The following is an 11,841-nucleotide window of genomic DNA, read 5'->3' on the forward strand; positions in this document are numbered from 1 at the left end:
GTAATACTTTGTCTGGTTATCTGGTACCCAGGTTGAGGGTGAGGATTAAATGGATCGTTTTGATAATAAGTATAACCCAAATTTATGCAAAATATTATTGGCTATATCAGATTTATTGTTTTTTAATGTAGCCTTATGGGCATCGCTAGGTGTTGTATATTTAATCTTTGATGAAGTTCAGCGATTTGTACCACAAGAGCAATTGGATAATCGATTTATATCACATTTTATTCTATCTATAGTATGCGTTGGATGGTTTTGGGTTCGGCTGCGTCACTATACATATCGAAAGCCATTCTGGTATGAGTTGAAAGAGGTTATTCGTACTATCGTTATTTTTGCTGTGTTTGATTTGGCTTTAATTGCTTTTACAAAATGGCAGTTTTCACGCTATGTCTGGGTGTTTTGTTGGACTTTTGCCATAATCCTGGTGCCTTTTTTTCGCGCACTTACAAAGCATTTATTGAACAAGCTAGGTATCTGGAAGAAAAAAACTATCATCCTGGGGAGCGGACAGAATGCTCGTGGTGCATATTCTGCGCTGCAAAGTGAGGAGATGATGGGGTTTGATGTTATCGCTTTTTTTGATACGGATGCGTCAGATGCTGAAATAAATATGTTGCCGGTGATAAAGGATACTGAGACTATTTGGGATTTAAATCGTACAGGTGATGTCCATTATATCCTTGCTTATGAATACACCGAGTTGGAGAAAACACATTTTTGGCTACGTGAACTTTCAAAACATCATTGTCGTTCTGTTACTGTCGTCCCCTCGTTTAGAGGATTGCCGTTATATAATACAGATATGTCTTTTATCTTTAGCCATGAAGTTATGTTATTAAGGATACAAAATAACTTGGCTAAAAGGTCGTCCCGTTTTCTCAAACGGACATTTGATATTGTTTGTTCAATAATGATTCTTATAATTGCATCACCACTTATGATTTATCTGTGGTATAAAGTTACTCGAGATGGTGGTCCGGCTATTTATGGTCACCAGCGAGTAGGCCGGCATGGAAAACTTTTTCCATGCTACAAATTTCGTTCTATGGTTATGAATTCTCAAGAGGTACTAAAAGAACTTTTGGCTAACGATCCTATTGCCAGAGCTGAATGGGAAAAAGATTTTAAACTGAAAAATGATCCTCGAATCACAGCTGTAGGTCGATTTATACGTAAAACTAGCCTTGATGAGTTGCCACAACTTTTTAATGTACTAAAAGGTGATATGAGTCTGGTTGGACCACGACCTATCGTTTCGGATGAACTGGAGCGTTATTGTGATGATGTTGATTATTATTTGATGGCAAAGCCGGGCATGACAGGTCTATGGCAAGTGAGTGGGCGTAATGATGTTGATTATGACACTCGTGTTTATTTTGATTCCTGGTATGTTAAAAACTGGACGCTTTGGAATGATATTGCCATTCTGTTTAAAACAGCGAAAGTTGTTTTGCGGCGAGATGGTGCGTATTAAGCTTACCGAGAAGTACTGAATAATAATTGTATAAAATAGCCTGCGTAAAATCTGAACGCATCAATCGCTACCTTAATATCATACCTTTGAGTTAACATACTATTCACCTTTAACCTGCCATGACCGTTTGTGGCAGGGTTTCCACACCTGACAGGAGTATGTAATGTCCAAGCAACAGATCGGCGTCGTCGGTATGGCAGTGATGGGGCGCAACCTCGCGCTCAACATCGAAAGCCGTGGTTATACCGTCTCCGTTTTCAACCGCTCCCGTGAAAAGACCGAAGAAGTGATTGCCGAGAATCCCGGCAAAAAGCTGGTGCCTTATTACACGGTGAAAGAGTTTGTTGAATCCCTCGAAACGCCTCGTCGTATCCTGTTAATGGTGAAAGCGGGCGCAGGTACTGATGCAGCTATCGATTCGCTGAAACCGTATCTGGAAAAAGGCGATATCATTATTGATGGCGGTAACACCTTCTTCCAGGACACAATCCGTCGCAATCGCGAGCTGTCTGCGGAAGGTTTTAACTTTATCGGTACCGGTGTTTCCGGTGGTGAAGAGGGCGCGCTGAAAGGGCCATCTATCATGCCTGGCGGTCAGAAAGATGCCTATGAACTGGTGGCGCCGATCCTGACGAAGATTGCTGCTGTGGCGGAAGATGGCGAACCGTGCGTGACCTATATCGGCGCCGATGGTGCTGGTCACTACGTCAAGATGGTCCACAATGGTATTGAATATGGCGATATGCAGCTTATCGCTGAAGCTTACTCCCTGCTGAAAGGCGGCCTGAATCTCAGCAATGAAGAGTTGGCGAACACTTTTACTGAGTGGAATAACGGCGAGCTGAGCAGCTATCTGATCGACATCACTAAAGACATCTTCACTAAAAAAGATGAAGACGGAAACTACCTGGTGGATGTCATTCTTGATGAAGCCGCCAACAAAGGGACCGGTAAATGGACCAGCCAGAGCGCGCTGGATCTGGGTGAACCGCTGTCGCTGATTACCGAATCCGTCTTTGCGCGTTACATCTCTTCGTTGAAAGCGCAACGTGTTGCCGCATCTAAAGTGCTCTCCGGGCCGAAAGCGCAGCCGGCAGGCGACAAAGCGGAATTTATCGAGAAAGTGCGTCGCGCGCTGTATCTTGGCAAGATCGTCTCCTATGCGCAGGGCTTCTCGCAGCTACGCGCCGCGTCTGATGAATATCACTGGGATCTCAACTACGGCGAGATTGCTAAGATTTTCCGTGCGGGTTGTATCATTCGCGCTCAGTTCCTGCAGAAAATCACCGATGCTTACGCAGAAAACGCCGGTATTGCCAATTTGCTGTTAGCGCCTTACTTCAAGAAAATTGCTGATGAGTACCAGCAGGCGCTGCGTGATGTTGTGGCTTACGCGGTGCAGAACGGCATTCCGGTGCCGACATTTTCTGCGGCAGTGGCCTACTATGACAGCTATCGCGCCGCAGTACTGCCAGCTAACTTAATTCAGGCGCAGCGTGACTACTTTGGTGCGCACACCTATAAACGTACTGATAAAGAAGGCATTTTCCATACCGAGTGGTTGGAATAATTTCTGCAAAAATGTTTAAGCCCGGTTTAATACCGGGCTTTTTTTTATCTCTATTCTTATTGATTTATCGCTTTTGCTTAATATTAACTTAATAATCTGTGTTTATCGTAATGAAGATAATCTGAATTGTTTTCGTCTGCGTTGCACTTTATATACTCAGGCGTTAAAACTTTAATATCTTATCAGGATGCGAAATACATCATGATTCATAATTAAGTTAATTCTGAGAGCGAATAATGAAAATCACGATATCCGGGACGGGTTATGTTGGCTTGTCTAATGGTTTGCTTATTGCACAACATCATGATGTGGTGGCGTTAGACATTGTTCCTTCCCGTGTTGAACTGTTAAATGATCGGATATCTCCGATTGTTGATAAAGAAATTCAGCAATTTTTAAAGGAAGATAACATCAGATTCAGGGCAACGCTGGATAAGTTTGATGCGTACCAGAATGCAGATTACGTCATCATTGCTACGCCTACGGATTACGATCCCAAAACCAACTATTTTAATACGTCCAGTGTGGAATCGGTCATTCAGGATGTGATCAGCATCAACCCCGCAGCCGTGATGATTATTAAGTCTACGGTGCCGGTTGGCTTCACGGCGGCAATGCGTCAGAAGTTTGCGACAGAAAATATCATTTTCTCTCCGGAGTTTTTACGTGAGGGTAAAGCCCTTTACGATAACCTTTATCCCTCCCGTATCGTGATTGGGGAACAGTCTGAGCGCGCCAGAGAATTTGCCGCATTACTCCAGGAAGGCGCTATTAAACAGGAGATTCCAACGCTGTTTACGGACTCCACTGAGGCGGAAGCTATTAAACTTTTCGCCAATACTTATCTCGCTATGCGAGTCGCTTATTTTAATGAATTAGACAGCTATGCTGAAACGTTAGGATTAAATACCCGACAAATTATTGAAGGGGTGTGCCTCGACCCGCGTATTGGCAATCATTATAATAATCCCTCTTTTGGTTATGGCGGATATTGTTTGCCAAAAGATACCAAACAGTTGCTGGCCAATTATCAGTCGGTGCCTAATAATATTATCTCCGCTATCGTTGAAGCAAACCGTACGCGTAAAGATTTTATTGCCGACGCTATCCTAGCCAGAAAGCCTAAAGTGGTAGGCATTTATCGCCTGATTATGAAGAGTGGCTCCGATAACTTCCGCGCCTCATCGATTCAGGGGATTATGAAGCGCATTAAAGCGAAAGGCGTAGAGGTCATCATCTATGAGCCGGTAATGGAAGAAGATACTTTCTTTAACTCACGCCTTGAGCGTGATTTGCACTGCTTTAAACAGCAGGCGGATGTCATTATTTCCAACAGGATGGCGGCAGAGCTTTTGGATGTCGCTGAAAAAGTGTATACCCGCGATCTTTTCGGTAGTGATTAATAAGGCAATCGGGGCTGATGAGTCCCGATGATTTATTGACCAAATGGAAATAATGTCTGATTTTTATCATTAATCCTATGGCATATATTTGCTTTATGACTACACTGTCTCCAGCTTCATCCTTTTTTTAGTTAGGGTATCTATGACAGTGGATAGTAATACGTCTTCCGGGCGTGGGAACGATCCGGAACAGATTGATTTGATTGAGTTATTGCTACAGTTATGGCGTGGGAAGATGACCATTATTGTAGCCGTTGTTATCGCCATTTTGCTGGCCGTAGGCTACCTGATGATAGCCAAAGAAAAATGGACATCCACGGCGATTATTACCCAACCTGATGCCGCGCAGGTTGCCACCTATACCAACGCGCTCAACGTCTTGTATGGCGGGAATGCCCCCAAAATCTCTGAAGTGCAGGCGAATTTTATAAGCCGCTTTAGCTCTGCGTTTTCCGCATTATCGGAAGCGCTGGATAATCAGAAAGAGCGGGAAAAGCTCACCATTGAACAGTCGGTAAAGGGGCAGGCGCTGCCACTCTCGGTTTCTTATGTGAGTACTACCGCTGAAGGGGCGCAGCGTCGGCTGGCGGAATATATCCAACAGGTGGATGAAGAGGTCGCTAAGGAACTGGAAGTTGACCTGAAAGATAACATCACGCTGCAAACCAAAACGTTGCAGGAGTCTCTTGAGACGCAGGAAGTTGTGGCGCAGGAACAAAAAGATCTGCGTATTAAGCAAATCGAAGAAGCGTTGCGCTATGCGGATGAGGCCAAAATCACGCAGCCGCAGATTCAGCAAACCCAGGATGTTACCCAGGACACGATGTTCCTGCTGGGGAGCGATGCGCTAAAATCGATGATACAGAACGAAGCGACGCGTCCACTGGTCTTTTCTCCGGCCTATTACCAGACGAAGCAGACACTGCTGGACATTAAAAATCTGAAAGTGACTGCCGATACGGTGCACGTCTATCGTTATGTGATGAAGCCGACGCTGCCGGTCCGTCGCGATAGCCCGAAAACAGCCATTACCCTCGTGCTGGCTGTGTTGCTGGGCGGGATGATCGGCGCCGGGATTGTGCTGGGGCGCAATGCGCTACGTAGCTATAAGCCAAAAGCCTTGTAAGCTTCTTTGCCGGATGGTGGTCGGCTTCGAAAGGTAAAATTTCTCATTAAAAAACCGGGCATTGCCCGGTTTTTTTACGCTTATTGATGACGCTTACGAAGATTGTCGATCACGGTGGTGAGGTTGAGATCCTGATCCTGCAACAGCACCAGCAGGTGGTACATCAAATCAGACGCTTCATTGGTTAATTCAAAACGATCATTGACGGTGGCCGCCAGCGCGGTTTCTACACCTTCTTCGCCAACTTTTTGCGCAATACGTTTAGTACCGCTGGCGTACAGTTTCGCCGTGTAAGAGCTGGCCGGATCAGCGGTTTTGCGCTCTGCCAGTAGCTGCTCCAGTTGATACAGGAATAACCACTGATGGCTGGCGTCGCCAAAGCAGCTGCTGGTACCTTTGTGGCAGGTCGGCCCGACAGGATTTGCCAGCACCAGCAGTGTATCGTTGTCGCAATCCGGCGCAATGCTGACGACATTCAGCACATGGCCTGAGGTTTCGCCTTTGGTCCATAAACGCTGTTTCGTGCGTGAGAAGAACGTGACATGGCCGGATTCAATGGTTTTGTCCAGCGCTTGTGGGTTCATATAGCCCAGCATCAATACTTCGCCGGATACCGCATGTTGCACGATGGCTGGCATCAGGCCATCGGTTTTTTCCCAGTCCAGCTCGCGGCGTTGTTGCTCTGTTAACATATCCTGATCTCCACGCCCTGGCCTGCCAGGTACGCTTTTAATTCGCCAATATTGATGATTTGCTTGTGAAAAACGGAGGCGGCCAGCGCGCCGTCGACATCGGCATCACGGAATGCCTCAAGAAAGTGTTCCATCGTGCCCGCGCCGCCGGAGGCGATCAGCGGCACGCGGCAAACGTCACGGACTTTTTTCAACTGCGTCAGATCGTAACCGTTACGCACGCCGTCCTGGTTCATCATATTCAGGACGATTTCCCCCGCGCCGCGCTGTTGTACCTCTTGCACCCAATCCAGCGTCTCCCACTGCGTCACGCGGGTACGGTTTTCATCGCCGGTATACTGGTTAACATGATATTTCCCCGTGGCGTCGTCAAACCAGGTATCAATCCCGACGACAATGCACTGTACGCCAAAACGGTCAGCCAGACGGGTAATCAGCGTTGGGTCAGCCAGCGCCGGGGAGTTGATAGAGATCTTATCCGCCCCGAAAGAAAGAATTTTGGCGGCGTCGTCAATTGACCGGATACCGCCCGCTACACAAAACGGAATGTCGATCACCTCGGCAACGCGCGCCACCCAGCTTTTATCGACTACGCGGCCATCGCTGGAGGCGGTAATGTCATAGAACACCAGTTCGTCCGCGCCTTCGTCGGCATAGCGTTTGGCCAGCGGAACGATATCGCCAATGATCTCATGGTTGCGAAACTGTACGCCTTTTACCACCTGACCATCACGAACATCCAGACACGGAATTATACGTTTTGCCAGCATTGGATGGCCTCCTTAACGGTAAATTTCCCTTCTAACAGCGCGCGCCCGACAATCACCCCGCGCACGCCGGTGCCGCGCAGGGCGGCAATATCATCGATATCGCCAATACCGCCGGAGGACTGAAAGGCGATCTGCGGATATCTGGCGCATACCTCTTCGTACAGCGAAACGTTAGAGCCCGCCAGCGTGCCGTCGCGAGAAATATCGGTACACAGTACATGTTTCAGGCCGACGGGGAGATAGGTCTCCACCAGTTGTTCCAGCGAGACACCGGAATTTTCCTGCCAGCCGCTAACCGCCACCTGCTTGGTGCCGTGTTCGTCTATGCGAACGTCCAGCGCCAGCACCAGCGCCTGCGCGCCAAAACGTTCAAACCAGCCTTTCACCACGTCAGGGGATTTCACCGCCGTTGAACCGATGACCACACGGGCAACGCCAGCTTTCAGTAATGCCGCAACGTCTTCTTCGGTACGCACGCCGCCGCCGACCTGAACAGGTACGTTCACGCCCGCGACCAGGGTTTTAATCAGCGGTATCTGTCGCTTAGCCGGATCTTTAGCGCCGGTCAGATCTACCAGATGCAGCACCCCGGCGCCCTGGGCGGCGTAATCCTGCAAACGGGGCAGGGGATCGTTACCGTAATCCCGCTGCCGGGCGTAGTCGCCCTGGTGGAGACGCACCACGGTGCCGTCAATTAAATCTAATGCCGGAATAATCATTACATCTCCAGGAAGTTTTTCAGCAACTGTGCGCCCGCCGCGCCCGAACGTTCCGGATGGAACTGTACGCCGAAGAAATTATCTTTCTGTACCGCCGCGGTAAACGGCTCGCCGTAATTGCACTGGGCGATAGTCCACGGGTTGACCGGCATCGCGTAGCTGTGAACAAAGTAAAAATAGGCGCCATCTTCAATGCCCTGAAACAGCCGGTTGCCCGCCTGCGGATACACGCGATTCCAGCCCATGTGCGGCAGCGGCAGACCAAAGTCGGTCATTTTCGGCACGTCTTGCTCGATAATGTTCAGCAGATCCACGCCGCGCGTCTCTTCGCTGCGACGACCCAGCAGTTGCATCCCTAAGCAGATACCCAGTACCGGCTGAGTACACGCTTTAATTAAGTCGATCAGTTCACGTTCGCGCAGTTGATCCATAGCGGCCTGCGCCGTGCCGACGCCAGGCAGAAAGAGTTTGTCAGCGCGTAATACGATTTCCGCTTCGCGGCTGACCACCGGGGTGTAACCGTGGCGCGCCACGGCGGATTTTACCGAGCTTAAATTGGCGCAGCCGGTGTCAAGGATGACGACGTTCATCACAGCACTCCTTTCGAGGACGGTAATGTATCGCCCTCCACGCGAATAGCCTGGCGTAGCGTCCGACCAAAGGCTTTAAACAAACTTTCGACACGGTGGTGATCGTTCTTACCCTTAGTCTTGAGATGCAGAGTGACGCCCATCGTGTAAGAGAGTGAGCGGAAAAAGTGTTCAATCATCTCTGTGCTCAAATCGCCCACACGCTGGTAGGTAAATTCAGCTTTATATTCCAGATGCGGACGACCGGAAATATCCAGCGCGCAGCGCGCCAGACATTCATCCATCGGCAGTACAAAGCCAAAACGGCAGATACCGCGTTTGTCGCCGAGTGCCAGTTTTAATGCCTCACCGAGCGCCAGTCCGGTATCTTCTACCGTATGGTGATCGTCGATATAGAGATCGCCCTTAACGGTAATCTCCATACGAAAGCCGCCGTGGGTGGCGATTTGATCGAGCATATGGTCAAAGAAGCCGACGCCGGTATTAATCTTGCTGTTGCCTTCGCGATCCAGCCAGACGCTGACATCAATCTGTGTCTCTTTGGTGTTGCGGACCACATGCGCATAACGATCGCGTTTCGTTAGCTGTTCGCCAATCATCGTCCAGTTCAGCGTTTCACGGTGATAGCGTAAACCAGTAATGCCCATATTATCAGCGAGCTGGATATCGGTCGCACGATCGCCAATCACATAGCTGTTGGCGCTATCCATCGCTTGTTCCGCAAGATAACGCTCCACCAGCTTCACTTTGGGCTTGCGGCACTCGCAATCGTCTGCGGGCAGGTGAGGGCAGATCAGCACCTCATCAAAGCGTACGCCCTGAGAGGTGAAAATCTGCATCATCAGGTTGTGCGGTCCGTCGAAGTCCGCCTGCGGGAAGCTTTGCGTGCCAAGTCCATCCTGGTTAGTGATCATCACCAGCTTAAAACCGGCTTTTTGCAGCTTCAGCAATACGGGAATCACCTCTGGCTCAAAGGCCAGTTTATCAAAGCGGTCTACCTGAAAATCGCTCGGCGGTTCGGAAATTAAGGTTCCGTCCCGGTCGATGAAAAGATACTTCTGACTCATACTGGCTCCGCACGTAAGGCGTCAATGACGCGCTGGTTTTCCTGGCGGGTGCCGACCGTAATCCGCAGGCAGCCGCTTAAAGAAGGTTGTTTGTTCTGATCGCGTAAGATAATGCCCTGATCCCATAAGGATTTAAACACGCTGCTGGAGGCGGTAAACCGCACCAGAATATAGTTGGTTTCAGAGTCAAAGACGTGTTCTACGCAGGCGGTCTGTTGCAGGGCATTCACCAGATACTGACGTTCCTGCACTGTCTGCGCCACGCGATCGCGCATTGCGTTTATTCCCTGCGGGCTCAGCGCCTGGGCGGCGATATCCGCCACTGGCGTAGAAAGCGGATAAGGGGCGATCACTTTTAACAGCAGGTTGATCACCTCTTCATTAGCCAGCGTAAAGCCGCAGCGCAGACCCGCCAGCGCAAAAGCTTTCGACAATGTGCGCAGGATAACCAGATGAGGATATTCAACCAGCCAGCCTGTCAGCGTGGCCTGCGGGCAAAACTCAATATAAGCTTCGTCGGCGACGACTATCGCTTTACCGCGTGTCAACTCCAGCAGCGTGCGCAGATCCTGCGGGTTGATAAGTTGCCCGGTGGGGTTATTGGGGCTACAAACGAATACCACTTTTGTTCCGTCAAGGTTGTCGGAAATCCCCTGTAGATCCAGCTGCCAGTTTTCAAGCGCGGGAACCGTCCGGCGCTCTACGCCAATGGTTTCGGCGCTGACGCTGTACATACCGTAAGTAGGCGGACAGTAGAGAATGGCGTCTTTCCCCGGTTCGCAGAAGGCGCGGATCACCAGCTCGATCCCTTCATCCGCGCCGCGGCTGACCAGCACCTGCTCCGGCTTTACGCCAGCATATTGCGCGTAGTTTTCAATCACGGCCTTTGGCTGGCATTCCGGGTAGCGGTTAAGCGTTTGTTGGGTGAGCTGAAACTCCACCGCTGTCGGGAATTCATTCGCGTTCAGCCAGACATCGCCGTTACCGCCCAGACGGCGGGCGGACTGATACGGTACCAGGTTGCGGACATTTTCACGGGCTAAGTCAGCGACGCTGAGAGTGTTTTCAGTGCTCATGCTTGCTCCTTGAGGGCGTTTACGCGCAGGGTAACGGCATTTTTATGGGCGGTCAGACGTTCTGCCGCCGCCAATGTTTCAATGGTTGATGCCAGAGCGGAAAAGCCCGCTTTCGACAGTTCCTGAACGGTCATCCGTTTCTGGAAATCCGCTAACCCAAGGCTGGAACAGGTAGCAGTATAGCCATAGGTCGGTAAAACATGGTTGGTTCCGGAAGCGTAATCACCGGCGGATTCCGGCGACCAGTCGCCGAGAAATACCGAGCCTGCGCTGGTAATCGCATCCACCAAATCGCGCGCATTGCGCGTCTGGATGATTAAGTGTTCCGGCCCATACTGATTAGAGATGGCGACGCACTGCGCTAAATCTTTGGTCACAATCAGACGACTGGCGCTCAGGGCCTGCCGGGCGGTGTCCGCGCGCGGCAGCTCCGCCAGTTGACGTTCTACCGCCTCCGCCACCTTGCGGGCAATGTCAGCATCCGGCGTCAGCAGGATCACCTGCGAATCCGGACCGTGTTCTGCCTGGGAGAGCAGGTCAGAAGCGACGAAATCCGGTGTTGCGCCGCTGTCGGCGATCACCAGCACTTCAGACGGCCCGGCAGGCATATCGATAGCCGCGCCGTCGAGGCGCTGGCTGACCTGACGCTTGGCTTCGGTTACAAAGGCGTTGCCGGGGCCAAAAATTTTATCCACTTTCGGTACGGACTCGCTGCCGAAGGCCAGAGCGGCAATCGCCTGCGCGCCGCCGACGTTAAAGATTTCCTGCACGCCACACAGTTGCGCCGCATAGAGGATTTCATCAGCGATGGGCGGCGGCGAGCACAGAACCACGTTCTGACATCCCGCAATACGCGCCGGCGTCGCCAGCATCAGCACCGTTGAGAAGAGCGGAGCCGAGCCGCCGGGAATATACAGACCGACAGACGCGACGGGACGCGTAACCTGCTGGCAACGCACGCCTGGCTGGGTTTCCACATCTACAGGCGGTAGCGTCTGCGCGGAATGGAACGTTTTAATATTTTTGACGGCAGCTGCCATCGCCTGTTTTAATTCGTCGCTCAGACGCGCGCCGGCGGCGGCGATCTCTTCAGGGGTAATGCGTAGCGCTGTCACTTCTGTTTTATCAAATTTAGCGCTGTATTCACGCAGGGCATCGTCACCGCGTGTTTTTACATTATCCAGAATATCGCTGACCGTCCGGGTAATACTGTCAGAGGCGGAAATCGCCGGACGCGTCAGCAGCGCACGCTGCTGTTCAGGGCTACAGCTGTTCCAGTCAATCAGGGTATTGAAGCTCATGGTCTTTACTCCATCACAGGGTTCCGCCTTATCCGGCCTACAGAACC

At 50.6% G+C, this 11,841-nt stretch carries 11 protein-coding genes; 4 read left to right on the forward strand and 7 right to left on the reverse strand.

Going from position 1 to position 11,841, the window contains the following annotated elements:
• Positions 1 to 49 precede the first annotated feature (49 nt).
• The 4 genes from K8W53_RS08745 to wzzB all read left to right on the forward strand — a co-directional run bounded on the left by K8W53_RS08745 (position 50) and on the right by wzzB (position 5,579).
• On the forward strand, positions 50 to 1,480 hold the full coding sequence (locus tag K8W53_RS08745) for an undecaprenyl-phosphate galactose phosphotransferase (protein ID WP_000373565.1): 1,431 nt from the start codon (positions 50 to 52) through the stop codon (positions 1,478 to 1,480).
• 163 nt (positions 1,481 to 1,643) lie between these two features.
• Positions 1,644 to 3,050 (forward strand): NADP-dependent phosphogluconate dehydrogenase, encoded by a 1,407-nt coding sequence (gene gndA, locus K8W53_RS08750; RefSeq protein ID WP_000043532.1) that lies wholly within the window; start codon positions 1,644 to 1,646, stop codon positions 3,048 to 3,050.
• A gap of 236 nt (positions 3,051 to 3,286) precedes the next feature.
• On the forward strand, positions 3,287 to 4,453 hold the full coding sequence (gene ugd, locus K8W53_RS08755) for a UDP-glucose 6-dehydrogenase (protein ID WP_000704825.1): 1,167 nt from the start codon (positions 3,287 to 3,289) through the stop codon (positions 4,451 to 4,453).
• 142 nt (positions 4,454 to 4,595) lie between these two features.
• Positions 4,596 to 5,579 (forward strand): LPS O-antigen chain length determinant protein WzzB, encoded by a 984-nt coding sequence (gene wzzB / locus K8W53_RS08760; protein WP_000215266.1) that lies wholly within the window; start codon positions 4,596 to 4,598, stop codon positions 5,577 to 5,579.
• Between the two features lie 80 nt (positions 5,580 to 5,659).
• On the opposite strand, the gene hisIE is transcribed toward wzzB, so the two are convergent.
• The 7 genes from hisIE to hisD are packed head-to-tail and all read right to left on the reverse strand — an operon-like array spanning position 5,660 to position 11,794.
• The gene (gene hisIE, locus K8W53_RS08765) at positions 5,660 to 6,271 is read right to left on the reverse strand and encodes a bifunctional phosphoribosyl-AMP cyclohydrolase/phosphoribosyl-ATP diphosphatase HisIE (protein ID WP_000954846.1); all 612 of its coding nucleotides are present in this window, start codon (positions 6,269 to 6,271) and stop codon (positions 5,660 to 5,662) included.
• On the reverse strand, positions 6,265 to 7,041 hold the full coding sequence (hisF, locus tag K8W53_RS08770; RefSeq protein WP_000880125.1) for an imidazole glycerol phosphate synthase subunit HisF: 777 nt from the start codon (positions 7,039 to 7,041) through the stop codon (positions 6,265 to 6,267). Before hisF ends, hisIE begins: the two co-directional genes overlap by 7 nt.
• The gene (gene hisA / locus K8W53_RS08775) at positions 7,023 to 7,760 is read right to left on the reverse strand and encodes a 1-(5-phosphoribosyl)-5-[(5-phosphoribosylamino)methylideneamino]imidazole-4-carboxamide isomerase (RefSeq protein WP_000586409.1); all 738 of its coding nucleotides are present in this window, start codon (positions 7,758 to 7,760) and stop codon (positions 7,023 to 7,025) included. The genes hisF and hisA overlap by 19 nt, the downstream gene beginning before the upstream one ends.
• Positions 7,760 to 8,350 carry an imidazole glycerol phosphate synthase subunit HisH gene (gene hisH / locus K8W53_RS08780; RefSeq protein ID WP_001103591.1) on the reverse strand — a complete coding sequence of 197 codons (591 nt, stop codon included), beginning with the start codon at positions 8,348 to 8,350 and terminating at the stop codon, positions 7,760 to 7,762. The genes hisA and hisH overlap by 1 nt, the downstream gene beginning before the upstream one ends.
• Complete coding sequence (gene hisB, locus K8W53_RS08785) at positions 8,350 to 9,417, reverse strand: bifunctional histidinol-phosphatase/imidazoleglycerol-phosphate dehydratase HisB (protein ID WP_000080051.1); 1,068 nt, start codon at positions 9,415 to 9,417, stop codon at positions 8,350 to 8,352. Before hisB ends, hisH begins: the two co-directional genes overlap by 1 nt.
• Positions 9,414 to 10,493 carry a histidinol-phosphate transaminase gene (gene hisC, locus K8W53_RS08790; protein WP_052939422.1) on the reverse strand — a complete coding sequence of 360 codons (1,080 nt, stop codon included), beginning with the start codon at positions 10,491 to 10,493 and terminating at the stop codon, positions 9,414 to 9,416. The genes hisB and hisC overlap by 4 nt, the downstream gene beginning before the upstream one ends.
• Positions 10,490 to 11,794 carry a histidinol dehydrogenase gene (gene hisD / locus K8W53_RS08795; RefSeq protein WP_023224423.1) on the reverse strand — a complete coding sequence of 435 codons (1,305 nt, stop codon included), beginning with the start codon at positions 11,792 to 11,794 and terminating at the stop codon, positions 10,490 to 10,492. The genes hisC and hisD overlap by 4 nt, the downstream gene beginning before the upstream one ends.
• Between the last annotated feature and the right edge of the window lie 47 nt (positions 11,795 to 11,841).

Source organism: Salmonella sp. A29-2 (assembly GCF_020150755.1).
GTDB lineage: Bacteria > Pseudomonadota > Gammaproteobacteria > Enterobacterales > Enterobacteriaceae > Salmonella > Salmonella enterica.

Bases quoted from the DNA above. Each gene is read 5' to 3' on its own strand.
- K8W53_RS08745 (WP_000373565.1), top strand. From the start codon at position 50: ATGGATCGTTTTGATAATAAGTATAACCCAAATTTATGCAAAATATTA.
- gndA (WP_000043532.1), top strand. From the start codon at position 1,644: ATGTCCAAGCAACAGATCGGCGTCGTCGGTATGGCAGTGATGGGGCGC.
- ugd (WP_000704825.1), top strand. From the start codon at position 3,287: ATGAAAATCACGATATCCGGGACGGGTTATGTTGGCTTGTCTAATGGT.
- wzzB (WP_000215266.1), top strand. From the start codon at position 4,596: ATGACAGTGGATAGTAATACGTCTTCCGGGCGTGGGAACGATCCGGAA.
- hisIE (WP_000954846.1), bottom strand. From the start codon at position 6,271: ATGTTAACAGAGCAACAACGCCGCGAGCTGGACTGGGAAAAAACCGAT.
- hisF (WP_000880125.1), bottom strand. From the start codon at position 7,041: ATGCTGGCAAAACGTATAATTCCGTGTCTGGATGTTCGTGATGGTCAG.
- hisA (WP_000586409.1), bottom strand. From the start codon at position 7,760: ATGATTATTCCGGCATTAGATTTAATTGACGGCACCGTGGTGCGTCTC.
- hisH (WP_001103591.1), bottom strand. From the start codon at position 8,350: ATGAACGTCGTCATCCTTGACACCGGCTGCGCCAATTTAAGCTCGGTA.
- hisB (WP_000080051.1), bottom strand. From the start codon at position 9,417: ATGAGTCAGAAGTATCTTTTCATCGACCGGGACGGAACCTTAATTTCC.
- hisC (WP_052939422.1), bottom strand. From the start codon at position 10,493: ATGAGCACTGAAAACACTCTCAGCGTCGCTGACTTAGCCCGTGAAAAT.
- hisD (WP_023224423.1), bottom strand. From the start codon at position 11,794: ATGAGCTTCAATACCCTGATTGACTGGAACAGCTGTAGCCCTGAACAG.